This window comes from Collinsella stercoris DSM 13279 (assembly GCF_020735465.1).
GTDB classification, from domain to species: Bacteria; Actinomycetota; Coriobacteriia; order Coriobacteriales; family Coriobacteriaceae; genus Collinsella; species Collinsella stercoris.
In genome coordinates this window covers 1,094,915-1,119,540 of record NZ_CP085935.1, presented here as the reverse complement: position 1 = coordinate 1,119,540, position 24,626 = coordinate 1,094,915, and the positions used below count along the sequence as shown (strand labels likewise).

At 65.1% G+C, this 24,626-nt stretch carries 20 protein-coding genes and 1 pseudogene; 17 read left to right on the top strand and 4 right to left on the bottom strand.

Annotated features, from left to right (window positions below):
* Positions 1–147 precede the first annotated feature (147 nt).
* Both LK434_RS04800 and pta read right to left on the bottom strand, forming a co-directional pair.
* Positions 148–630, bottom strand: coding sequence for a universal stress protein (locus LK434_RS04800; protein WP_006720395.1), 483 nt, complete (start codon positions 628–630; stop codon positions 148–150).
* Between the two features lie 169 nt (positions 631–799).
* Complete coding sequence (pta, locus tag LK434_RS04795) at positions 800–1,780, bottom strand: phosphate acetyltransferase (protein WP_006720396.1); 981 nt, start codon at positions 1,778–1,780, stop codon at positions 800–802.
* Between the two features lie 187 nt (positions 1,781–1,967).
* On the opposite strand from pta, the gene glf reads away from it, so the two are divergent.
* From glf to polA, 3 genes are all read left to right on the top strand, one after another.
* Positions 1,968–3,170: a UDP-galactopyranose mutase gene (gene glf, locus LK434_RS04790; RefSeq protein WP_006720397.1), complete on the top strand. Its 1,203-nt coding sequence runs from the start codon at positions 1,968–1,970 to the stop codon at positions 3,168–3,170.
* The gene (locus tag LK434_RS04785; protein ID WP_006720398.1) at positions 3,163–4,296 is read left to right on the top strand and encodes a glycosyltransferase family 2 protein; all 1,134 of its coding nucleotides are present in this window, start codon (positions 3,163–3,165) and stop codon (positions 4,294–4,296) included. The genes glf and LK434_RS04785 overlap by 8 nt, the downstream gene beginning before the upstream one ends.
* Positions 4,297–4,470: 174 nt before the next feature.
* The gene (polA, locus tag LK434_RS04780; protein WP_006720399.1) at positions 4,471–7,269 is read left to right on the top strand and encodes a DNA polymerase I; all 2,799 of its coding nucleotides are present in this window, start codon (positions 4,471–4,473) and stop codon (positions 7,267–7,269) included.
* A 606-nt stretch (positions 7,270–7,875) separates the two neighbouring features.
* Here the strand turns inward: polA and LK434_RS04775 are convergent.
* Complete coding sequence (locus LK434_RS04775) at positions 7,876–8,748, bottom strand: HAD family hydrolase (RefSeq protein WP_148334494.1); 873 nt, start codon at positions 8,746–8,748, stop codon at positions 7,876–7,878.
* 448 nt (positions 8,749–9,196) lie between these two features.
* Here LK434_RS04775 and LK434_RS04770 point away from each other — a divergent pair, with 448 nt between their 5' ends.
* The 8 genes from LK434_RS04770 to LK434_RS04735 all read left to right on the top strand — a co-directional run bounded on the left by LK434_RS04770 (position 9,197) and on the right by LK434_RS04735 (position 18,359).
* Positions 9,197–10,117 carry a transporter substrate-binding domain-containing protein gene (locus tag LK434_RS04770; protein ID WP_227917874.1) on the top strand — a complete coding sequence of 307 codons (921 nt, stop codon included), beginning with the start codon at positions 9,197–9,199 and terminating at the stop codon, positions 10,115–10,117.
* 111 nt (positions 10,118–10,228) lie between these two features.
* Complete coding sequence (locus LK434_RS04765) at positions 10,229–11,428, top strand: amino acid ABC transporter permease (RefSeq protein WP_006720403.1); 1,200 nt, start codon at positions 10,229–10,231, stop codon at positions 11,426–11,428.
* Between the two features lie 219 nt (positions 11,429–11,647).
* The gene (locus tag LK434_RS04760) at positions 11,648–12,376 is read left to right on the top strand and encodes an amino acid ABC transporter ATP-binding protein (protein ID WP_040360549.1); all 729 of its coding nucleotides are present in this window, start codon (positions 11,648–11,650) and stop codon (positions 12,374–12,376) included.
* A gap of 520 nt (positions 12,377–12,896) precedes the next feature.
* Positions 12,897–14,234: an argininosuccinate synthase gene (locus LK434_RS04755; RefSeq protein ID WP_006720406.1), complete on the top strand. Its 1,338-nt coding sequence runs from the start codon at positions 12,897–12,899 to the stop codon at positions 14,232–14,234.
* A gap of 26 nt (positions 14,235–14,260) precedes the next feature.
* On the top strand, positions 14,261–14,497 hold the full coding sequence (locus tag LK434_RS04750; protein ID WP_006720407.1) for a hypothetical protein: 237 nt from the start codon (positions 14,261–14,263) through the stop codon (positions 14,495–14,497).
* Positions 14,498–15,925, top strand: a complete 1,428-nt coding sequence (gene argH, locus LK434_RS04745; RefSeq protein ID WP_227917872.1) for an argininosuccinate lyase — start codon at positions 14,498–14,500, stop codon at positions 15,923–15,925.
* A gap of 429 nt (positions 15,926–16,354) precedes the next feature.
* Positions 16,355–16,762, top strand: coding sequence for a nucleoside-diphosphate kinase (ndk, locus tag LK434_RS04740; RefSeq protein WP_006720410.1), 408 nt, complete (start codon positions 16,355–16,357; stop codon positions 16,760–16,762).
* Positions 16,763–16,982: 220 nt separating this feature from the next.
* Positions 16,983–18,359, top strand: a complete 1,377-nt coding sequence (locus LK434_RS04735; protein WP_227917906.1) for an L-cysteine desulfidase family protein — start codon at positions 16,983–16,985, stop codon at positions 18,357–18,359.
* A 133-nt stretch (positions 18,360–18,492) separates the two neighbouring features.
* Here the strand turns inward: LK434_RS04735 and LK434_RS04730 are convergent, their stop codons facing one another.
* On the bottom strand, positions 18,493–19,254 hold the full coding sequence (locus LK434_RS04730) for an HAD family hydrolase (protein ID WP_006720413.1): 762 nt from the start codon (positions 19,252–19,254) through the stop codon (positions 18,493–18,495).
* A gap of 467 nt (positions 19,255–19,721) precedes the next feature.
* On the opposite strand from LK434_RS04730, the gene LK434_RS04725 reads away from it, so the two are divergent.
* The 6 genes and pseudogenes from LK434_RS04725 to LK434_RS04705 all read left to right on the top strand — a co-directional run bounded on the left by LK434_RS04725 (position 19,722) and on the right by LK434_RS04705 (position 24,624).
* Positions 19,722–20,807, top strand: a complete 1,086-nt coding sequence (locus LK434_RS04725) for a DUF871 domain-containing protein (RefSeq protein WP_006720414.1) — start codon at positions 19,722–19,724, stop codon at positions 20,805–20,807.
* Positions 20,808–20,971: 164 nt separating this feature from the next.
* Positions 20,972–21,559 (top strand): annotated as a pseudogene (locus LK434_RS10540) (family 4 glycosyl hydrolase); the annotation flags it as partial.
* On the top strand, positions 21,542–22,330 hold the full coding sequence (locus LK434_RS10535) for a family 4 glycosyl hydrolase (protein WP_269546186.1): 789 nt from the start codon (positions 21,542–21,544) through the stop codon (positions 22,328–22,330). The pseudogene LK434_RS10540 and the gene LK434_RS10535, both read left to right, overlap by 18 nt.
* A gap of 165 nt (positions 22,331–22,495) precedes the next feature.
* Positions 22,496–22,801 carry a PTS sugar transporter subunit IIB gene (locus LK434_RS04715; protein ID WP_040360550.1) on the top strand — a complete coding sequence of 102 codons (306 nt, stop codon included), beginning with the start codon at positions 22,496–22,498 and terminating at the stop codon, positions 22,799–22,801.
* Positions 22,802–22,892: 91 nt separating this feature from the next.
* The gene (locus LK434_RS04710) at positions 22,893–24,311 is read left to right on the top strand and encodes a PTS sugar transporter subunit IIC (protein WP_222859752.1); all 1,419 of its coding nucleotides are present in this window, start codon (positions 22,893–22,895) and stop codon (positions 24,309–24,311) included.
* A 139-nt stretch (positions 24,312–24,450) separates the two neighbouring features.
* Entirely contained in the window at positions 24,451–24,624 is a 174-nt protein-coding gene (locus LK434_RS04705) for a hypothetical protein (RefSeq protein WP_156777679.1), read from the top strand.
* The last annotated feature ends 2 nt before the right edge of the window (positions 24,625–24,626 follow it).

Below are 24,626 nucleotides of genomic sequence, written 5' to 3'. Positions count from 1 at the left end.
GGGGCCGCTTTTGTAGGTGAACGCATGAGCCGTGTGGACGCATGTGCCGTGTGGGCGCATGACCCTGTGGGCACATGAGCCAGGTGAGCGTATGGGCCGTGTGGGCTCATAGGGCAAGGGACGCATGAGCCCATGTGGGCGCATGGGCTACTTGACGGTGAGGACGGGGATGTCGGAGGAGCGCAGGACGCCGTAGCTCACGCTGCCGAGCATGCCGCGCAGCGCGCCAAGGCCGCGGCGACCCATGATGATGAGGTCGCAGCAATGGTCGCTGGCGTAGGTGCTGATGCCGTCGACGGGCGAGGGCGCCAGGCGCGTGTCGACGACGAGCTTTGCCTGGAGCGTCCGCGCGTCCTGCCCGAGCAGGCTGTCGATGCTGTCGTGCAGGTCGTGGTCGGAGCGCTCGGCGATGGCGGAGAGGAACGACTCGTAGGTGCTGTAGTCGACGGGGGCCTCGCCGAACGCGCCGGAGGCGGAGATCATCGAGGGCGGCATGATGTCGTTCGAGACCACCGTGACGACGTGGATGGTCGCGCCCGGGTCGTCCCCCACGAGGTCGATGGCCAAATGCAGCGCCGCCTGCGCGTGCTCGGACTCATCGAAGGGAACCAAAACGTTCTTGAACAGCATGGGTGCCCCTTTCTCTCGCCTTGGCATCCGTTGTAGGTTCTGTACCCTGCCGCGCGGCAATGTAGACGAGGCGCACCGCGAGCGGCGCAAAAAAGCCCCGCGGTGTCGGCGCGAGGCGCTGCGATGCCGCGGGGCTTGTGCGGGGCTTGGTCTTTCGGCCGTCTGGCGGCTACTCGGCCATCTGGGCCTGGACCGCCGTGATGGCCACGACGCCCACGATGTCCTCGGCGGAGCAGCCGCGGGACAGGTCGTTCACCGGTTTGGCGATGCCCTGCAGGATGGGGCCGTACGCCTCGGCGCCCGCGAAGCGCTGCACCAGCTTGTAGCCGATGTTGCCGGCCTCGAGGTCGGGGAACACGAGCACGTTGGCCTTGCCGGCGACCGGGGAGCCCGGGGCCTTGAGCTGGGCCACGGTGGGCACGATGGCGGCGTCGAGCTGCAGGTCGCCGTCAATGGGCACCTCGGGCGCCTTCTCCTTGCAGAAGGCGACGGCCTCCTGGACCTTCTTGGCGACCTCGCCGCCGGCGGAGCCCATGGTGGAGTAGGAGAGCATGGCCACGTGCGGCTCGGCGCCGCCCATGAAGGTCTGCCAGCTCTTGGCGCTCGCGATGGCGATCTCGGACAGCTCGTCGGAGGTGGGGTTGATGTTCAGGCCGCAGTCGGCGAAGATCAGCGTGCCGTCGGTGCCGAACTGCGGGGTGCTCGTGCACATGATGAAGAACGCCGAGACGAGCTTGGTGCCCGGGGCGGTCTTCAGGATCTGCAGCGCGGGGCGCAGGGTGTCGGCGGTGGAGTGGCACGCGCCGGACACGAGGCCGTCGGCGTCGCCCATCTTGACCATCATGGTGCCGTAGTAGGTGGCGTCGTTCATCTGGGCGCGGGCCTGCTCGATGGTCACGCCCTTCTTGGCGCGCAGCTCGGCGAACTTCTGCGCGTACTCCTCGTGCTTGGGGCCGCACTTGGGGTCGATCACGGTGACGCCCGGCAGGTCGATCTTGTCGGGGTCGCCCAGGATGACCAGGTTGGCGAGGTCCTCCTCGACGATGATCTTGGCGGCGTCGATGGTGCGCTGGTCCTCGCCCTCGGGGAGGACGACGGTCTTCTTGTCGGCCTTGGCGGCGGCCTTCATGCGGGTCAGGAAATCGCTCATGTACGCTCCTCAATGCGACCTGCCCATCGCCTCTTTGCGCGTCGCGATGAGCATTATTGGTGTGACAGGGGTAATTATAGGACTCGACCGGTATAATCGTTTGGATGAAAACGCGATATGCGGGTCATGGCGGCCCCGCGCATCGCCTCATAGGAACGGATGCCGCCACCACCTGCAAGGAGCTGTCATGCAGATCACTTTCGGTCTCCCGGAGGATTTCAACCCGAGTGCTTACGACATGATCGTCGTCGGCGCGGGATACGCCGGCGCCGTGTGCGCCCGCCGCCTCGCCGAGACCGTCGGCTTCCGTGTCGCCGTCCTCGAGCGCCGCGATCACATCGCCGGCAACGCATACGACTACTACGACGAGGCGGGCGTGCTGGTCCACATGTACGGACCGCACATCTACCATACGTTCAGCGAGAACGTGCACAACTTCCTCTCGCGCTTCACCGAGTGGACGGACTACCAGCACAAGGTGCTCGCCAACGTGCACGGCACGCTCATGCCGGTGCCCTTCAACCACAAGAGCCTGCTGCTCGCCTTTGGCGAGGAGCGCGGCGAGGAGCTCTACAACAAGCTCATCGACACCTTTGGCAAGGACGTCAAGGTGCCCATCCTGCAGTTGCGCGAGAAGAACGACCCCGACCTGGCAGAGGTCGCCGACTACGTGTACGAGAACGTCTTCCTCCACTACACCATGAAGCAGTGGGGCCAGACTCCCGACCAGATCGACCCCTCCGTCACCGCGCGCGTCCCCGTGTTCGTGGGCGACGACGACCGCTACTTCCCGCAGGCGCCCTTCCAGGGCATGCCCGCCGAGGGCTACACCGCGCTCTTCGAGAACATGCTCGACCACGACTGCATCGACGTGTTCTGCGGCGTCGACGCGCGCGACATCTTCGAGCTCGACGAGACCACGGTCAAGGTGTGCGGCAACGTGTACGGCGGCGAGGTCGTCTACACCGGCCCGCTCGACGAGCTGTTCGACCTCGACCTGGGCGCCTTGCCGTACCGCACGCTCGACATGGAGTTCGAGACCCTCGACGTGGACCAGTTCCAGCCCGTGGGCACCGTGAACTACACGGTTTCCGAGGACTTCACGCGCATCACCGAGTTCAAGAACATGACCGGCCAGGAGCTTCCGGGCAAGACCACCATCATGCGCGAGTACAGCCATGCCTACGAGCCGGGCAGCGGCCAGACGCCGTACTACGCGATCCTCGACCCGGACAACCGCAAGCTCTACGGACGCTACCTCGAGCGCGTGCGCCACATCACGAACTTCCACCCGGTCGGCCGCCTTGCCGAGTACCGCTACTACGACATGGATGCCGTGACCGCCTCCGCCCTCAACCTCTCAGACGAGATCATTGCCTGCCATGCCTAATTTCGAACAGACCTCGCCCGCGGCGGCCTACGATATCGAGGCGGCCCGCGCCGCGTTTCCCATCAAGACGATTTCCGTGACTCCGGCGGGGGAGGGCCATAAGGTCATCTCCTTTGGCATTCCCAGCTACAACGCCGCCAAGGACATGGACCACTGCATCTCGTCCATTCTCGAGGGTTCCAAGTACGCCCCGGATGTCGAGATCATCATCGTGGACGATGGGTCCCAGGACGAGACGGGCTCCAAGGCCGACGAGTGGGAGGCGCGCTACCCGGGCATCGTTCGCGTGGTGCACCAGGAGAACGGCGGGCACGGCATGGCCGTTCGCGCGGGCCTGCGCGAGGCGCACGGCACCTACTACAAGGTCGTGGACTCCGACGACTGGCTGGATGCCAGCGCGCTGTCCACCATGCTCACCATTTTGCGCGGTTTTGAGGAGCGCGACCTGCGCGTGGACCTGTTCATCTCGAACTATGTGTACGAGAAGGTGCACGAGGGTACGCACACCACCATCAGCTATCGCATGGCCCTGCCGCGCAAGAAGGTCTTCACGTGGGACGACATCGGCCGGTTCCGCTTTGACCAGAACCTGCTCATGCACTCGCTGTGCTACCGCACCGACGTGCTGCGCGCCCACGAGCTCCCCATGCCGCCGCACACGTTCTACGTGGACAACATCTACGCCTACGTGCCGCTGCCCAACTGCAAGACGCTCTATTACGCCGACATCGACCTGTACCGCTACTTCATCGGCCGCGAGGGTCAGAGCGTCAACGAGGCCACCATGGTCAAGCGCCTGGACCAGCAGTACCGCATCACGCGCATCATGATGGAGAGCTACCACCTGTACGAGGACGTGCCGCAGGAAAAGCTGCGCTCCTACATGATGGGCTACTTCACCATGATGATGGCCATCTGCTCGGTGTTCACCAAGCTGTCCGACAAGCCGGGGATCGACGACGAGCTCACCGCCCTGTGGGGCGACCTGCGCGCCTACGACGAGAAGATGTACCGCAAGGCCCGTCACGGCGTGATCGGCTGGGGCACCAACCTGCCCGGCAAGATGGGCGAAAAGACCACCATCGGCATGTACCACCTCGCCTCCAAGATCTTCAAGTTCAACTAAGCTCACCGTATCCCGAGCCGTTCGCACCTCAGATTGGTGCCTGTCCCCAAATTGAGGTGCCGCCTCACATGAGGGACGGGTGCCAATCTGAGGTGCCCTTTTGCACATCGACGGCAAGGCGTCCGCCCGGTGGGGTAGACTGGATGCGTACCACGACGAAATGAGGTCTTCCCCATGTCAGATAGCGCTTCCGCGGCTCGCGACCGCCGCGTGATCGCCGTCATCGACGGCAACTCGCTCATGCACCGCGCCTTCCATGCCGTGCCCCCCACCATGAACGCGCCGGACGGCAGTCCCACCAACGCGGTGTTCGGCTTCCTCAACATGTTCCTCAAGATGGTGGATGAGTTCTCGCCGGACGGCGTGGTGTGCGCCTTCGACAAGGGGCACCCGAAGGTCCGCATGGAGATGCTGCCGCAGTACAAGGCGCAGCGCCCTCCCATGGACCCCAACCTGCGCGCTCAGTTTCCCATGATCAAGGAGCTACTCGCGAGCCTGTCCGTGCCCGTGGTCGAGCTCGAGGGCTGGGAGGGCGACGACATCTTGGGAACGCTCGCCCGCCGCGGCGAGGCTGCCGGCTGCGACATGTACCTCGTCACGGGCGACCGCGACATGTACCAGCTCGTGACCGACCACGTGCATGTGGTATCCACGCGCAAGGGCCTGTCCGACATCGCCATCATGACGCCCGAGAGCGTGGACGACCTGTACCACGGCATCACGCCCGAGCTCGTGCCCGACTTTTACGGCCTCAAGGGCGATAGCTCCGACAACATCCCCGGCGTGCCGGGCATCGGTCCCAAGAAGGCGAGCGCGCTCATCGTGCAATACGGCAGCTTGGACGAGGTCATCGCCCATGCCGACGAGGTCAAGGGCAAGATGGGCGAGAGCCTGCGCGCGCACATCGACGACGCGCTCGTCTCGCGCAAGATCGCCACGATCATGACGGACGCGCCGGTCGAGTGCGACTTGGACGAGGTGTCCTTCCCGGCCTATGACGCCGCCTCCGTCTCCGCGGCGTTGGGCGCCCTGGGCATCATGGCCATGCAGAATCGGTTCCTGGCGCTTTTGGGCGACGCCGCCGCGTCGCAGGCTGCGGTCTCGAAGCTCGAGCTGCCCGAGGTCCTGCGGGTGTCCCTCGACGCCTCCAGGGCTTTTGATGAGGCTGAAAGCAATCGTGAAAGCGCTGAGATGAATGCCTGCTTCGATGAGCTGATGCGCGCCCTCGAGGCGGGCGAATGGCTCGGCGTCGCCATGGAGGACGACAAGGAGGCCGACGCCCTGTTTGGCATGACGCGCCGCCTATGGGTCGCCACCGACCGGGCGCTGCTCTCGTTCGAGGAGCCCATCGGCCCCTGCGGCGTGTTCGCCACCGACATCGACTGCTCTCACGGCGTCATCCCCGGCGTGCTGGGCCTTCTGTTCGCCAAGGGCTCCGTGGTTTCCTCGGACGTCAAGGCGCTGCTGCACGTGCTCTCGCCGGTCGACTCGAGCGAGCCGGAACTTATGGACCCGCTCGATGCTGACCCCGCGCGCCTGTTCGACACGGTCGTTGCCGCGTACCTGCTCGATTCCGTGCGCTCGGACTTCGCCGACGCGCACCTAGCCGAGACCTATCTCCATGCCGCGCTCCCTGCGGCGGCTGGGGAGGACGGCGCGCCCGCGGATGCGCCGAGTGCCGCCGCCCGGAGTGCATGGCTCGCCCGCATCCTGCGCGAACCGCTTGCGGCCGCCCTCGAGGCCCAAGGCGCCGAGGACATCTTCACCAAGATCGAGATGCCGCTCGTGCGCGTGCTCGCCTCCATGGAGCGCGCGGGCATGTACGTGGACCCGGCGCGCCTCGCCGCGCAGTCCGAGGAGCTCTCGGGCCAGATCGCGGAGCTCTCCGACCGCATCCGCGAGCTTGCGGGCGGCGAGGAGTTCAACCTCTCCAGCCCCATGCAGCTGTCCCGCGTCCTGTTCGACAAGCTCGGCTTGCCCACCGCGGGGCTCAAAAAGACCCAGCGCGGCTATTACTCCACCAACGCCAAGGTCCTCGAGGACCTGGCCAAGGACTACGAGATCGTGCGCCTCATCTTGGAGTACCGCGAGCGCACCAAGATCAAGTCGACGTATCTGGACACGCTGGGCGCGCTGCGCGAGACGGACGGGCGCGTGCACACCACGTACAACCAGACCATCACCGCCACCGGGCGCCTGTCGAGCTCCAACCCCAACCTGCAGAACATCCCCACCCGTTCCGAGCTGGGCCACGCCGTCAAGAAGGCGTTCTCGGTCGAGGAGGGCTCGGTCTTCGTCGCCATCGACTACTCCCAGATCGAGCTCAGGCTGCTGGCGCACCTCTCGGGCGACGAGCACCTGGTGGGCGCGTTCAACGAGGGTGAGGACTTCCATGCCGAGACCGCGGCGCGCGTGTTCGGCGTGCCGGTCGAGGAGGTCACGCCGCAGCTGCGCAGCCGCGCTAAGGCGGTGAACTTTGGCATCGTGTACGGCCAGCAGGCCTATGGTTTGTCGCAGGCGCTCGACATCCCCATGGCGGAGGCGCGCGAGATGATTGACGCGTATTTCCGCGCGTATCCCGGCGTGCGCACCTATTTGGACGAGACGGTTGCCTTTGCCAAGCAGACGGGCTACGCGGAGACCATGTACGGACGTCGCCGCCCCATCCCGGAGCTGCGCGTGCCGGCGCAGCGCATGTTCGGCGAGCGCACGGCGATGAACCACCCCATGCAGGGCTCGGCCGCCGATATCATCAAGATCGCCATGGTGCGCGTCGCCGAGCGCCTGCGCACCGAGGGTTTTGCCGCCAAGATGATCTTGCAGGTGCACGACGAGCTCGACTTCGAGTGCCCGGTGGGTGAGGTCGACGCCCTGGTGGCCATGGTGCGCGAGGAGATGGAGGGCGTGGCCCAGCTGCGCGTCCCGCTCATCGCGGACGCGAGCGTGGGCGAGACCTGGGCTGAGGCGAAGTAGTTCTGGGCTGAGGGAAGTAATTCTGGGTTAAGGCGAGATTAATCCGGACCGAGGCGCAGCTTTTTAGCGATTGAGGTTCAACGGTCGGGGCGCTTGCGTTTTGGATGCGCAAGCGCCCCGATTTTTGATGTTGTGGGGGTGCGTCCGACGGGAGGCGTATGGCGGCGTAGCATGGGGGGTATGGCTGCGGCCCCGGGGAACGGCCCTACACCACTTTTCGTGACGCGATACCGGCTCGCGCTGGGCTATGCGGTGTAGGCATAAGAAATCGTCCACAGTCCCGCGCGGACGTCGATATTTCGCGCGATGCGCGCCCATGATAGCGCAACCTTTGTTCGTGGAGGTTTCGCGCGGACGCCGATATTTCGCACGGTGTGTACCATCTCAATCGCTTTTCCCGTTAAACATGTGTATTTCTGTTCCGGGCCGGCTTTCGCCGGCCCGGATTTTTTGCCCGCAATCCCCTCTTTTCCGATCCTCCTGCCGCAAATCGGGCGAAAAGGTAACGAACAATGAGACTCCCCGAGTAGACGGCCGTTTTGGAGGGCAAAAACCCAGTTCGCAAGGAAGGGAAACCCTCGTATACTTGACCCTCTCTGAATTTCGTTACCTTTTCGCTTGATTTGCGGCAACGGGCTCGGGTTTGGCGCCCATCACGTCGACGATATGGTCGATCACGGTCAGCACGCCCGCCTCGTTGTTGCTGGGTGCGAGGAATTTGCCGTGGTCGTGCATGTGCTCGGCGGCGTTTGCCATCACGTAGCTGTGGCCCACGATGTCGAGCATGGGGATGTCGTTGTAGGTGTCGCCGAACGCGGCGATGTCGGACAGGTCGATGCCCAGGTGCTGGGCGAGGTGCCGGATGCCCGAGCCCTTGTCGACGCCGATGTTCATGAAGTCGAGCCACTCGTTGCCCGCGCACGTCAGGTACAAGCGCGACGCGAATGCGGGCGAGTACACCTCGTCGTTCTTTTGCTTGCTGTCCCAACCCGGGAAGTAGATCGAGATCTTGTTGGAGTCGACGTCGAGCTCCTCGAAGGATTCGACGTAGGTGATGGAACGGTAATAGATGCTGACGACATCCTCGTGGCAGCGGTCGCGCTCGAGCACATAGGCGTCGTCAAAGGCGCACAGCACGGGCACGCTGCCCTCAGTTGCCGTGGCGAGGGCGAGCACCTCGTGGTACAGGTCGCGATCGATGAGGTCGCGGTAGACGAGTTCGTCGCGCAGGTAGACCGAGGCTCCGTTGTCGGCCACGAGCGCCATGTCCTGGTGATGTGCGGGGAAGGACTCGCGCAGGGCGAGCGCCGGGCGACCGCTCGCGGCGCAGAAGAGCACGCCGTTTTTCGCGAGCGCATCGATGCGCTCGTCCACGCCGGCGGGCATGGATTTATCGTCCGCGAGCAGGGTGAGGTCCATGTCCGTGGCGACGAGCTTGATCGAGTCCAGGTTGGTGTCGGAGAGATACGAGGGAAGCATAGGGTCCTTTCGTTTCGGGTCGTGGCGCGACTGACCTTGTCCGCCGGCATCGCGACTGGCCTGCCTGCATAGCGCCTGGTGTGCCTGCATGATGGTTGGCCTCGCCCACCGTTGTCGCGCCCGGTCTGCCGGCATCGCGACGAGTCTTGTCCGCCGGTATTGTATAGCTTGACGGCCGTCGCGGCGCGTGCGATGTCGGCGCCGTAACGCGGTGGCAGCTTCTTTCGCGCGTCGCATGCCTGTGCGGCAAATCATATTCATAAAAACGAATAACAAATGTAACTAAACGATTTCTTGGTATATCGCATGGGAGCACTCCTGTTTAGTGGAGTATTCTGCCCTGCAGCACGCGGAACTTTCACGCATTAAGTTGCAAGGGAGAGGGGGATGGGCCCCCTCTGGTTGCGTCGTGCGGAAGGGGTCTCAGTCTACAACAGGAGGTATCATCATGACTCACGAGACTGTATCTGCAACTATCCAGCCTGCCATGCGCTCCCGCAGGGATTTTCTCAAGCTCTCGGGCATGGCTGCATTGGGCATGGGAGGCATGATGTTCCTCGCGGGCTGCGGCCCGGCTCCCCAGGGTGGCGACGAGAGCGGCAGCGCCGCAGACGCCGCGACGACGGCCCAACTGGGCGACGGCAAGACGCTGCGCGTTGGCATGGAGGCCGCGTACGCCCCGTACAACTGGCAGGTGTCTGAGGAGTCCGAGTACACCATCCCCATCGAGAACGTCTCCGGCGCCTTTGCCGACGGCTATGACGTTCAGGTTGCCAAGATCATCGCCGAGGGCCTGGGCATGGAGCCCGTCGCGGTCAAGCTCGAGTTCGGCTCGCTCATCGATGCGCTCAACAGCGGCCAGATCGACATCGTGTGCGCCGGCATGTCCATCACGCCCGAGCGTGCCGATGCCGCCGCGTTCTCCGATTCCTACGTCGACGACGACATCGTCATGATCTGCAAGAACGACTCCGCCTACGCGGGCGCCACGACGTTCGACGAGCTTGCGGGTGCCTCGATTCTCGGCCAGGCGGCGACCATGTACGACGACGTGATCGAGCAGATTCCTGACGTCAACCATATGACGCCTGCTGAGACGCAGCCCATGGTCGTCGAGAACCTGATGAACGGTACGTGCGACATCATCACCTATTCCATGCTCTCCGCTCCCAAGCTCCTCGAGGTGTATCACGACCTCGTCGTGCTCGATATGGAGGACTCCTTCGAGGATTCCCTCATGCCCGATAACGCCGCGGTTGCCAATGAGAACAAGGCCATCCTCGACCAGGTCAACGAGATCATCGACGGCATCGACGATGAGCAGCGCCAGGACATGTGGTCCGCTTGCATGGATCGCCAGCCCGCGTAAGGCTTGCGCAGATCTCATCACCCGCACAATCGCTGTGCCTTACGGGCGCGCGACGGGCCGCATGGTCCGCGCGCGCCCGTAAGGCCATATCTCGGAACTAGGGGAGAGAGCATGACCTCCATCCTATCTGGCGCGGAGGGTACCCGGCGCGCCAAGCTCATCTCATTCATACGCGCAGACCATCGCTACGTGCTGCTGGGCACGAGCGCGATCGCGGCGCTGGGCATGGCGCTGTCCAGCCAGCCGCGACCCGCCTTGAGCTTTTTGGCCGGCGCGTACACGCTCGAAGTCGCCATGTACTACCTGCTTGTGGCGTGGGTCGCGCTGAGCGCCGTGGCGCTGGTGTTCAAGCTGGCCGCGTGGAAGACCTATGCCCGGGTGTCGCCCTTCACGCGCCCGGCGGTCGCGCACGCCTTGCGCTACGGCTCGTACGTCGTGTGCGCCATCACCGCCCTGCTCGCCGTCGATCGCATCGGCTGCGGCCTCGCCTCGGCCTGGGAGGTCGCCACCACCGCGCAGTCGCGCCCCACCTCCATGCTCGAGAGCATGCTCTTCATGCTCTACAACAGCCGGGCCATCTTTTTCTCGGGCTTTAAGACCACGGTGGCCCTGGCGGTGTTCGGAACGGTAATCGCGTTTTTCCTCGCCCTGCTCCTGGTGTTTTTGCGCATGCAGGTCATCGACCGGTCCGACAACGACTTCGTTCGGTTTTGGAAGGTCGTGGGCAGCGGCTTTGCCCGCGTGTACAGCACCGTGGTGCGCGGCACGCCCATGATGGTGCAAGCCATGATCATCTTCTTTGGCGTGTTCGGCCTGTTCAAGATGACCAACCTCACCACCACGCAGATCAACGCCATCTGGAGCACCTTCACGGCGGGCCTCGTCACCATCGTGCTCAACTCCACGGCCTACATGATGGAGGTCCTGCGCGGTGGCATCGAGTCGGTCGACGCGGGGCAGACGGAGGCGGCCCGCTCGCTCGGCCTCTCCCAATGGGAGGCCATGCGGACGGTCGTCTTTCCCCAGGGCGTCAAGTTCGCGATCCCCGGCCTGTCAAACGAGCTCGTCATCAACATCAAGGACTCGTCGGTGCTGTCCGTCATCGGTACTTTTGACCTCATGTTCGCCACCACCACCGTGGGCGGCATCTACTACGCCAAGTTCGAGGCGGCGCTCGTGACGAGCGTGATCTACCTGTGCCTCACCATGTTCGCGTCGTGGCTGCTGGGGCGCTTCGCCAACCGCCTCAACGTCAAATCGGTCAAGCTTGGCAGCACGTCAAACCAGCCCGTCAACGTCGAGGAGCGCTAAACCATGGACATGAATGAAACAACGGCGGTTCCCGTCCGCGCCGTCGACCCTGCCCCTGCCCCTGCCCCCGTCCCGGCCGTCGATCCGGTCCCCGCTTCAGCCCCTGTCCCCGTTCAGGCTCCCGCAGCCAATCCGGCCCCGGCCCCCGTCTCGGCCGCCAATCCGGTCCCTATCCCGGCCCCCGGCACTGCCCCCGCGCAAGTCCCCGCCGACACGTATATGGTGCGCATCGAGGGCCTGCGCAAATCCTTTGGCGACCTCGAGGTCCTGCGCGACGTCAACCTGGACGTCGCGCCCGGCGAGGTCGTGACCATCATCGGCGCGTCGGGCTCGGGCAAGTCGACCCTGCTGCGCTGCATCAACCTGCTCGAGACCCCCGATGCGGGCCACGTGTGGTTTCAGGGCAGCGACCTCACGGCCGACCATGTGGACGTCAACCGCCTGCGCGAGGACATCGGCATGGTCTTTCAGGGCTTCAACCTGTTCAACAACATGGACGTGCTGGCCAACTGCACGCTCGCGCCGGTGATCCGCAAAAAGATGTCGAAGGCCGAGGCCGAGGAGGTGGCGCTTGGGCACCTGCGGTCGGTGGGTCTGGAGGGCTTTGCGCACGCGGCGCCCTCCACGCTCTCGGGCGGCCAAAAGCAGCGCGTCGCCATCGCCCGCGCCCTGTGCATGGCGCCTAAGATCATGCTGTTCGACGAGCCCACGAGCGCGCTCGACCCGCAGATCGTCGGCGAGGTGCTCGAGGTCATGCGCGGCTTGGCGCGTGACGGCATGACGATGGTCGTGGTGACGCACGAGATGGAGTTCGCGCGCACGGTCTCCGACCGCGTGGTCTTTATGGATCGCGGCGTCATTGCCGAGCAGGGGGATCCCGAGCGGATCTTCACGGCTCCGGAACATCCGCGCACGCGTGAGTTCCTATCCAGATATCTTCGGGATTAAGCCCGTAATATGCATGCAGCCCTGTTTCTTATGCACGTGAGAAACAGGGCTGTAATATTCGATATTCTTTATGCTCCCGTGAGGCACTTTACGCTACTATAGCAACAACGCGAACGACCGTTCATGGATTCATAGCGACCGTTCGTGGGAATCTGATTGCGATTTGACTGGTATGGAGAGGTTGTAGTCCACATGGCACACGCTCTGGCGACATATGAGGGTATGGCGAAGATCGCCAGCATGCCCCGCCAGAATGCCATCGACGCAGCCGGCCGACGCCAGCGCGCAATCTCCCGACGACGATAACTCGTTGTCTCTGTTCGCATGAAGGCCCAGGGCCTTCAGCAGAGTCCAACTGATATCGTCGAGGGAGCGTCCGCCGAGCAGGCGGATTTTTCTTACGCATGCACTGCACGCGACTCGCCGTGCATGCGCCGCAGGCACATCCCGGGGCACCGGTATATCAGTTGGGCTCGCCCGCTCACAGGCCAGCATATGGCATCTTGGAAAGGACGAACCCATGAACGTATCTGCAACCCCCGCATCCGCAACCGCCAAAGAGAAGGTCGTGCTGGCGTATTCCGGCGGCCTCGACACCTCCGTGTGCATCAAGTGGCTCCAAAACGAGATGGACCTCGACGTGATCGCCATGCTCGGCAACGTGGGCCAGGAGCACGACGGCCTGGAGAAGGTCGCCGCCAAGGCAAAGCAGCTCGGCTGCGTTGCGGTGGAGGTCGTCGACATGACCGACGAGTTCGCCAACACGTACCTCACCTGCGCCATCGCCGCCAACGCCATGTACGAGAACAAGTACCCGCTGCTCTCCGCGCTCTCGCGCCCGCTCATCTCCAAGCACCTGGTCGAGGTGGCCCACAAGTACGGCGCCACGTGCGTCGCCCACGGCTGCACCGGCAAGGGCAACGACCAGGTTCGCTTTGAGACCTCCATCATCGCGCTCGACCCCGAGCTCAAGGTGATCGCGCCGGTGCGCGAGTGGGACCTGGGCATGCGCCCCGACGAGATCGCCTATGCCAAGAAACACGGCGTCCCGGTGGCCCAGAGCATCGAGAAGCCCTATTCCATCGACGATAACCTGTGGGGCCGCGCCATCGAGGCTGGCGTGCTCGAGGACCCGTGGGCCGAGCCCCCGGCGGACATCTGGACGATGACCGTCGACCCGCTCGACGCCTCGGATGCGCCCACTTACGTGGAGATCGGGTTCACCGCGGGCGTGCCCACGAGCCTGAACGGCCAGGACATGCCGCTCGCCGAGCTCGTGGATGCGCTCAACAAAATCGCGGGCGCGAACGGCTTTGGACGCATCGATATGATCGAGAACCGCTACGTGGGCCTCAAGTCCCGCGAGTGTTATGAGGTCCCGGCGGGCCTGGCGCTCATCCAGGCGCACAAGGCGCTCGAGGACCTCTGCCTTGAGCGCGACGTGCTCCACCACAAGCTCGCGCTCGAGCAGATCTGGGCCGATCAGGTCTACAACGGCCGCTGGTTCAGCCCGCTCAAGGAGGCCCTCGACGCGTTCATGGCCAATACCCAGCAGGTCCTCACGGGCAGCGTGAAGCTCAAGTTCTACAAGGGCGGCTGCGTGGTGGTGGGACGCTCCAGCGCCGCGTCCCTGTACGATGCGGGCCTGGCCACCTACGACAACGACGACTCGTTCGACCAGAAGGCCGCCAAGGGCTTCATCGACATCCAGGGCTTGTCCATCAAGACGTGGGCGACCAAGCGCACCGAGCTGGCCCAGGCCCCGCAGGACGTGCAGCTCGACGTGCTCGACGGTACGGGCGAAGCTGCGTGCGCCGATGCGTACGGGCAGACTTTCGCCCAGGCCGTGAACTGCTAAGCGACGCGAGGGAAGGGATCTATTCGATGATCGCCACCACATTCGACACGGCCGCCGCACAGGCCATTCCGCCCTCGCTCAAGGCATGGACCACCGGGGCCGGCCCACGCATGCGCGTCGCCGCCCTCTGGAAGCCCGCCGTGCGGGAGGCCGACGGCTACTCGCCGGTGTACACGCTCAAGGGGTATCGCGCGGCGCACGGCTCGCGCGTGCGCTCCGCCATGATCGGCGGCCCGGCCGCTGCGGATAAGGGGGATAGGTAGATGGCGCTTTGGGGCGGACGGTTCGAGGGCGGCGTGGAGACGTCGACGCAGGAGTTCGGTGCGTCGCTGCCGGTCGATAAGCACCTGTACAAGCAGGACATCGCGGGGTCGCGCGCCCACGCGGCGATGCTCGCCAAGCAGGGGATCATAAGCCAGGACGACTGCGATGCGATCAGTCGGGGCCTGGGGCAGATCGAGGCCGAGATCGATGCGGGCGCGTTCGCCTTCGACATCGATGACGAGGACATCCACATGGCCATCGAGGGCGAGCTGACGCGCCGCATCGGGGAGGCGGGCAAGCGCCTGCACACGGGGCGCTCGCGCAACGACCAGGTGGCAACCGACACGCGCCTGGCCACTAAGGCGCTCGTCAAGCAGCTCATGGAGGCCAATCTAGCCCTGCGGCAGACGCTGGTGCGCGTGGCGCAGGAGCATGCGGACGCGGTCCTGCCCGGCATGACGCACCTGCAGCATGCCCAGCCCGTGCTGCTGGCGCACCATCTGCTCGCGTATTACTGGATGCTCACCCGCGATTTCAAGCGGCTCGACGCGGCGTTCGAGGCCGCCGACGCCTCGCCGCTGGGAGCCGCCGCGCTCGCGGGGACCACGTATCCGCTCGACCGCGTGGCCACGGCGTACGCCCTGGGCTTTACGCGGGTGATCCCCAACTCGCTCGACGCGGTGTCCGACCGCGATTTTCTGCTCGACCTGCACTTTGCCTGCTCCACCATGGCCATGCACCTCTCGCGCCTGGCCGAGGAGATCGTGCTGTGGAGCAGCTCGGAGTTCGGCTACATCACGCTGTCCGACTCGTTCTCGACCGGCTCGTCCATCATGCCGCAAAAGAAGAACCCCGATTTTGCCGAGCTGGTCCGCGGCAAGACGGGCCGCGTGTACGGCAACCTCATGCAGCTGCTGGTGACGTGCAAGGGGCTGCCGCTCGCGTACAACAAGGACCTGCAGGAGGACAAGGAGGGCGCGCTCGACTCCGCGCACACGCTCGTGCAGTGCCTCGAGGTGATGGCGGGCATGGTGGGCACCATGCACGTCAACGCCGACCGCATGCGCGCCGCGTGCCGCGTGGGCCATCTGGCCGCGACGGACGTGGCGGACTACCTGGCAAAGAAGGGCATGCCCTTCCGCGAGGCGCACGCCGTGGTGGGGCGCCTGGTGCTCGAGTGCGACAAGCGGGGCTGCCAGCTGGACGAGCTGCCCATCGAGGAGTTCCGCGCGGCGAGCCCCCTGTTCGGCAATGACATCACGGGCGCGCTGGACATCGACGGCATCGTGGCGGCCCGCACCACCGAGGGCGGCACGGCGCCTTCCGCGGTTGCCGAGCAGCTCAAGTTCGTGCGCACGTCGCTGGTGGGGGACGAGGCGCGCGTCGAGGGCCTGGGCCACGTGGTCCCCATGGGCGCGGGGGCGTAGCGGCTTGAGGAGGCGCCCGCGGCGGTGGGCTGCGGGCGCGGCGCGGGCGCGGGTGCGAGTACGAACGCGGACCGAGTGCGGCCGCGGACCGGGGAGCGGCACGGGTGCGAGCGCGGCCGCAGGCCGGGGCGCGGCTCCTGTCGGATACTGCTGTGTGCTCGGGTGCGCTATCGACTGCGGGTCTGGACCCGGGCGTGGCCGCAGACCGGGGCGCGCCTGAGCCCGGTCGCATCACCGAGAGTTAACTCTCGGTGATGATTTCCCGTAGAAACTCGAATCGAAGCGCTCCAAAGTGCACTTTGGCGGAGCAGGACGCTTGGCGAACGTGCGCATGGGGTAAGATGGCCCCAGCGCTGGTGCAATGTCGCGGTCTCGCTGGCAGCTCGTCGCACCGTGCGCCATCGTCGATTCCTGTTGAAAGGGGACGCAATGCCCGCTATCGAGCAGACGTTTATCATGATCAAGCCCGACGCCGTGCGCGACCGCAAGACCGGCCAGATCATCGACCGCATCGAGCGCTCCGGCCTCACCATCGAGAAGATGGAGAAGTGCGTGCTCGATGAGGAGACCGTCAAGGTTCACTACGCCCACCTTGCCGACAAGCCGTTTTTCCCCAGCTTGGTCGCGTTCATGACGAGCGGGCCCGTGGTCAAGATGGTCGTTTCCGGCCTTTCCGCGGTTTCCAAGATGCGCACGCTCATGGGCGCCACCAACCCGCTCGACGCCGCGCCCGGCACCATTCGCGGCGACTTCGCCGTCGACGTGAACGCCAACGTCATCCACGGTTCCGATTCTCTCGAGAACGCCGCCATCGAGATCGAGCGCTTCTTCGGCTAAACGTCCTTTGGCGGAGTCGGGCTACGCGTCGATTCAATCTACGCCGAATCGAGCTATTACGAGGCGACCTGCGCCGAATCGCCCCCGTCTCTTGGACTTGGAATGAGAAGTCCGGGAGGCGGGGGCTTTGGTGTGGCGCGGGCGGCCTTGGGTTCGCTACACTGGGTGCGTCGGAAATACGGATGAGGAGGTCCCCGTGGCGGAGCAGAGCGTGTGCGAAATGACGGTTGAGGAGCGCGACCTTGCCCTGGGCGAGCTGCTGAACAGCGAGCTCATCTGCGCCTTGGGTTGCACGGAGCCGATTGCGCTGGCGTATGCGGCGGCGTTGGCGCGCCTGGTGCTCGGTTGCGAACCCGAGCAGCTCGCTGTGGGGTGCTCGGGCAATATCATCAAGAACGTCAAGAGCGTCACGGTGCCCAATTCCGGCGGCATGCGCGGTGTCGAGGCGGCGGCGGTGTTGGGCGCCGTGGGCGGCAACGCCGCGGCGGCGTTGGAGACGCTCGAGGGCGTGACCGAGGCGGACATCGCCCGCACGCGCGAGCTGTTGGGGCGCGAGGGCTATGTTTCCGTGTCGCTCGTCGAGGGTGTTCCCAACCTCTATATCGAGGTGCGCGCCGAGGCGCTGGGCCATGTGGCCGAGGTCGCGATCTCGGAGCATCACACGAACGTGGTGCGCTGCACGCGCGACGGCGTGCCCGCCAATCAGCTGTGCCCCGCCGCCCGTGCCGGGGCCGACGTGGAAGACGCCTGCTCGGGCACATGCGCCCTCATGAGCGCGGTCACGGCTCAGGAGGCCGCGCGGGAGGAGGGTGCCGACGCTGCCCAGGCGGCTCCGGTTCTCGGGCTCTCGCTCGACATGATCCTCGACTACATCGAGGACGGCGACGTCTCGCACGCGCGCGCCTCGCTCGAGCGCCAGTTGGAGCTTAACGCCGCCATTTCGGCGGAGGGCCTTGAGAACGCCTGGGGGGCCGAGGTGGGCCGCACGCTGCTGGCGACGCGCGGCGACGACATCGCCCGCCGCGCCCGCGCCCGTGCGGCGGCCGGTTCCGACGCTCGCATGAGCGGCTGCGCCCTTCCCGTGGCGATCGTATGCGGGTCGGGCAATCAGGGCATCACCTGCGCGCTGCCGGTGCTCACCTACGCCGAGGAGCTTGGGGTCGAGGGCGAGCGCCTCACCCGCGCCCTGGCCCTCGCCGACCTCGTCGCCATCCACACCAAGAGCTACATCGGCGCGCTCTCCGCGTTTTGCGGCGTGGTGTGCGCCGCGTGCGGTGCGGGCGCGGCGGTCTGCTGGATGCGCGGAGGCACACGCGAGCAGATCGGTGCCACGGTGGTGAACACGCTGGGCAACGTGGGCGGCATCGTGTGCGACGGCGCCAAGGCGAGCTGCGCGGCCAAGATCTCCGCGGCGGTCGACGCCGCCATCTTGGGGTGCGACATGGCGCTCGCCGGCCGCGGGTTCCGCGCGGGTGAGGGCATCGTGCAGGACACGGTGGAGGAGACCATCGCCAGCATGGGCTACGTGGGCCGCGTGGGCATGAAGGACACCGACGTCGAGATCCTCAAGATCATGACGGGCGAGACGCGGCTGTAAGGCATGGCGCGGCTGTAGGACAAGGCGCAGCCGTAAGGCGAGGCGCGGCTGTGGGCCGCGGCGGGAGGGCGTGCACGTAAGGCGCCCTCCCGCCCGTGTGGTGTTCTTGCGGCTTGCGTGCCAGGCTTGCGTGCTACCGGTCGCCGCTCTCGCGGTTCGCGTCGAACCGCTCCGCGATCTCGTCGAAGTTCTTGGCAAAGTCGGCCATGCTGCCGTTCCAGAGCGCATGCGGCTGCGTGCCGTTGCCCACATAGGCCGTCTGCAGGCCGATAGCGGGGGAGGGGAAGTCGCGCTTGGGGTCGTTGCCCACCATGAGGGTCTCTTCGGGGGAGAGGCCGAGTTTTTCGAGCGCCTCGAGGTAGTAGCCGGCGCACGGCTTGCAGCGCGTGGAGTTCTCCCACGTGGTCACCAGTTCAAAGGGCATGTCGAGCATGTTGCCCCAGCCCATGCGGCACTCGATGCACGTGCGCGAGAAGCTCGGGTTGGTGAGCAGCGCGATGCGCAGGCCGCGGTCCAGCACTGCCTCGACGGCTTCGTGTGCCCCTTCGCGCGGGCGCGCGGAGATGAGGCGGTCGTTCTTCTTGGGCAGGATCTCGCGCTCGTAAAACTCGATCATGTCGAGGACGGCGGGTTCGAGCAGGGGGACTCCGCTGCGGCGCTCAAGCTCATCGGCGAAGAACTGGCGGTTGGTCCGCATGTCGCCCTCGGTGCGCTCGCCGTTGTTGAGCTCGAGCATGGCGCCGCCCATCGAGGTGAACATCGACACGGCGCTCTTGCGCGCCGCCTGCGCGAGGAGGTTCGCCTCGTCGAGCGCAAAAACGCCGATGAACGCGTTCAAATTGATGCTGAGCAGCGTGTCGTCCATGTCGAAGACGACCGCCTTGAGCTCCGCCATGGGCGACTCCCTTTCCTATGCGATGGCCATATTTTCCAATTATGCCCAAAAACAAGGATGCTCAGCCCCAGACCTGCCGTTTTCTGCCCCATCACCTCCGGAGCCCACCTCAAATTAGGGACAGTCCCCAATCTGAGGTGCGCCTGGGCGGTCCAACTTTTCGTCCGCAGTCTCAGCCCACCTCAAATTAGGGACTGTCCCTAATTTGAGGTGCGGCGGGGGCGCAGGGCGTCCTTCCGCTCACCGGAAAATAGGTACCGTTCGCGGGTTTGAGATTATCTGGCGATAAAAATTAAATCGATACAATTATCTGCGGATTCAGCGGGATAAACCGTGTTACCACCTGAATGGGGCAGGTAAAACGCCGACCTTGATCTCTAATTGAATCGATATAATTTCAACCATCAGATGCACACAAAGGCCGCGGGGCCGCAAGGTCGGCAAGTTGAGAAGGAGCGTGCGGGCGTATGAAGTGGGGAATCTCGCTGTATCCCGAGCATTCGACGGTTGAGCAGGACTGCGCGTACATCGAGCGCGCGGCGGCGCACGGCTTTGCCCGTATCTTCTCGTGCCTGCTGTCCGTGGAAGGGGACCCGGAGCAGGTCAAGCACGAGTCCGCCGAGCTCACGGCATACGCGCACGCCAACGGCATGGAGGTCGTGTTCGACGTCGCCCCCAACGTCTTTGCCAAGCTCGGCATCTCCTACGACGACCTCTCCTTCTTCCACGAGATCGGCGCCGACGGCATCCGCTTGGACGAGCCGTTCCAGCCCAGCCAGGTGGCGGATATGACCCGCAACCCCTACGGCCTCATGATCGAGCTCAACGCGAGCTGCGCCGACGGCATCCTGCCCGCCACGCTCGTGCACGATCCCGACCGCGCCCACCTCATCTCGTGCCACAACTTCTACCCGCAGCGCTTCAGCGGCCTCGACACCGCCTTCTTCGAGCGCGAGAGCGCCGCGGTGCGCGAGCTGGGCGTCAACCTAGCCGCCTTCATCGGCCTGCCCCGCGCCGACGCGTTCGGCCCCTGGCCGCTCAACGAGGGCCTCGTCACGCTCGAGTGCCATCGCGACCTGCCGCTCGACTTCCAGGCGCGCCACCTCTCGGCGATGGGCCTCGTCGATGACATCATCATCTCCAACTGCTTCGCCACAGAGGAGGAGCTCGCCTCCATCGAGCGCATCGACCGCTCCAAGGTCCAGCTCCGCCCCGCGCTCGATGCCGGTATCACCGAGAACGAGCGCACGGTCGCGTCGTACGCCAAGCACAAGGTGCGCGGCGACGTGAGCCCGTACCTGCTGCGCAGCACCTGGTCGCGCGTCGAGTTCGCGAACCTGGACATCCCGGCGCGCCCCGTGGGTCGCGGCCTGGTGCGCGGCGACGTCGTGGTGGTGAACAACGAGAGCCCGCGCTACAAGGGCGAGCTGCAGTTGGTGCTTAAGGACATGCCCGATGACGGCACGCGCAACGCGATCGGCACGCTGCCCGCGCATGAGCAGATGCTGCTCGACTACCTGGACTCCTGGTCGCGCTTCGACATCTTGCTCTAAGCGCGCCGCGCCGCCATGCGCCCCTGGCGCCCTGCGACGCCCGGTTGCCTTCGCCGTGGCGCAGCGCCTCCGCCGCGCCCGGCCTCAAACCCGTGGGCGGGCGGCGCATTTCAGACGTTCGGACTTTCGACTTCTTCCGACTTCTTTTGACTTTTGACGTGGACATGCGACGTTTCACTTTTGAGGAACAGGAGAGATCCACAATGGCAAACGGCATCAAGATCGCGACCATCGGTGGCGGCTCGAGCTACACGCCCGAGCTCGTCGAGGGCTTCATCAAGCGCTACGACAACCTCCCCGTGGACGAGCTGTGGCTCGTCGACATCCCCGAGGGCGAGGAGAAGCTCCAGACCGTGGGCGCCCTCGCGCAGCGCATGGTCAAGCACGCCGGCCTGCCCACCAAGGTGATCCTCACCACCGACCGCCGCGCCGCCCTCGACGGCGCCGACTTCGTGACCTCCCAGGTCCGCATCGGCCGCCTGCCCGCCCGCGTGCTCGACGAGCGCATCCCGCTGTCCCACGGCATGCTCGGCTAGGAGACCAACGGCGCCGGCGGCATGTTCAAGGCCTTCCGCACCATCCCGGTGATCCTGGACTTCGTGCGCGAGGTCCAGGAGCTTTGCCCCCAGGCCTGGATGATCAACTTCTCCAACCCCTCTGGCATGATCGAGGAGGCCATCCTCAACTACACCGACTTCGACCGCGCCATCGGCCTGTGCAACGTGCCCATCAACATGCACGCCGGCATCGCCCGCGTGCTCGACGTCGATGAGGACCGCCTGGAGCTCCAGCTCCAGGGCGTGAACCACTTCGTGTTCGCCACCGACGTGTTCGTGGACGGCGTGTCCGTCCTCGACGAGGCCGTGGAGAAGTACGCGCACGTCTCGGAGGACGAGGCGCTCGCCATGAAGAACTTCATGTCCATCCCGTTCTCGCCCGCGTTCATCCGCGGCATCCGCGCGATCCCGTGCCCGTACCACAACTACTACTTCCACACCGACGAGATGCTCGCCGAGGAGCTCAAGGAGTTCGAGCAGGGCAACGTGCGCGGTGAGGTCGTGTCCAGGCTCGAGGAGGAGCTCTTCGAGATCTACCGCGACGAGAACCTCGACGTCAAGCCCAAGCAGCTCGAGCAGCGCGGCGGCGCCCGCTACAGCGACGCGGCCTGCAACCTCATCGAGTCCATCCACACCAACCGCGGCGACATCCAGTACGTCGACGTGCGCAACAACGGCTGCATCGAGGGCCTGCCCAGCAGCAGTGCCGTCGAGGTGGCCTGCCGCATCACCGCAAACGGCCCGCAGCCCATCGCCACGGGCGAGCTCAAGCCCCGCATCGCCGGCTACGTCCAGATGATGAAGGGCTTTGAGCGCATGGTCGTGGAGGCCGCCGTCACCGGCGACCGCGATCTGGCGGTGGCCGCGCTCGAGATGAACCCGCTGTGCCCCTCCGATGCGCTCGCCAACGTCGTGGCCGACGAGCTCATGGAGGCCCACAAGGCGTATCTGCCGCAGTTCGCGTAGGCGGGCGATGTTACCGGCTGGCGAGTCGCGCCAGCGTTGGTCTGGGTATTCTTTGCCCCACGGCGTATCATCAAGGTGGGGTGATGAGAATATCGCGACGGCCACCCCGGCGGTCGCGAAATGTCGTTCCCGCATGGTGCGGGGAGAAGGAAAGGAGGAGAGCTCATGGTCAACATTCTGCTTTGCTGCTCTGCAGGAATGTCCACGAGCCTGATGGTCTCCAAGATGCAGGCGAGCGCTGCCGAGCGCGGCATCGAGGCCACCATCTGGGCCGTGCCCGAGGCCGAGGCTCAGGCGAACGCCGACAAGGCGGACGTCATCCTGCTCGGTCCGCAGGTGCGTTTCCTGCTGGACAAGATCAAGGCCGTCGCCGGCGACACGCCGGTCGAGGTCATCGACATGATGGCGTACGGCATGATGGACGGTGCCAAGGTCCTGGACCAGGGCCTCAAGCTCATCGGCCACGAGTAGGTGCCCCGCGCGTTTGCGCGTCGCACGTGCGCACGGTTCGTGCGCGTGAATCTATTCATTCATCACCCCGATTTTTCTAAGGAGAGATGACATGGCATCACCCATGGACGGTTTCATGCACTGGATGGAGACCAAGTTCATGCCGATCGCGCAGAAGATCGGCAACCAGCGCCACCTCGTCGCGATCCGCGACGGCTTCATCTCCATCATGCCGGTTACCATGGCCGGTTCCGTCGCCGTTCTTCTGAACGTCTTCTTCCGCGACCTGCCCAACACCTGGTGGGGTGCGGGCAACGCCTTCACAACGGCGTGCACGCAGCTCATCAACGTCAACGTGAACGTCTACAACGGCACCATCTCCATCTTGGCGCTCTGCTTCGCGTTCGCCCTCGGTTATCACCTGTGCAAGGCCTATGACGTGTCGCCCATCTCCGGCGGCGCCGTCTCCCTCGCGGCCGTCGTGGCCACGATGAACTTCGCGCCCGAGTTCGCCCTCTCGTTGCCCGACGTCAGCCCTGACGCGGTCAAGGCGCTTGAGGCGGCAGGCGTGACGGGCCTCTCCGTCGCCGACGGCGCAGTCAGCATGAGCGTCACGGCCCCGAGCATGATCTCCACCACGCTCACCAGCGCCACTGGCCTGTTCACCGCGCTCATCTTCGGCCTCGTCTGCTCGATGATCTACATCAAGCTCATTCAGGCCAAGCTCACCATCAAGCTCCCGGATTCCGTCCCGCCCGCGGTCAACAGCGCCTTCGTGGCCATGATCCCCGGCGTCGTCGCCATCTTCGCCTCCGGCGCCATCACTCAGATCTGCGTCGTGGCCACCGGGGCCTACCCCAACGACCTCATCTCCGAGTTCATCCAGCGCCCGCTGCTCGGCATGAGCTCCGGCTTCTTCACGGTCCTGCTCGTCGAGTTCCTGGCCCAGCTCTTCTGGTTCTTCGGCATCCACGGCATGAACGTCCTCGCCCCCATCACCGAGGGCATCTACACCCCGGCACTGCTCGAGAACCTCTCCGTGTGGGAGGCCACGCACGACCTGTCCCAGCTTCCCTACATGTGGACGCGCGGCTCCTTCGACGCCTACACCATGATGGGCGGCTCCGGCCTCACCCTCGGCCTGATCATCGCCATCCTCTTCTTCTCCAAGCGTGAGGATTCCAAGACCATCGCCAAGCTGGCCGCCCCCATGGGCGTGTTCAACATCAACGAGCCCATCATCTTTGGCATGCCCATCGTGCTGAACCCGCTGTACTTTATCCCCTGGCTGCTCGTCCCGGTGGTCACCGCCGCCATCGCGCTCGGCTTCACCTATGCGGGCATCATCCCGCCGGTCTACATCCAGGTGCCCTGGATCATGCCCGTCGGCCTGTACGCCTTCTTCGCCACCGGCGGCAATATCATGGCCGCCCTGGTCGCCCTGCTCAACCTCGGCGTCTCCTTCATCATCTGGCTCCCGTTCGTCATTCTGGCGAATAAGGAGCAGGAGAAGGCCGAGGTCGCTGCCTAGGCGTTAAGGGCTTCGGCTCTCAACGATTGATTCGCGTGGCCCACAGTGGTTGCATATGCTCCATGCGGGCCGCGCCCACTCGGCCGCCGGTAGTCCCAGACTCACCGACGGCCCTTTTACTAAGGAAGGTTTGTCACTCATGGGATTTCGATCGCCTTGGGCCGTGTTCATGCTGGGCGTGGGCTTCTTCTTCATCGTGATGTCGAACTTCGGCGCCGCCGAGGGTTCACCGAGGAGCATCGGCCTGCTCGTGGGCGGTCTGGTGATCGTCGTGGTGAGCGGCATCTACCTGTTCGTGAAGAGAAAGAGGTAAGA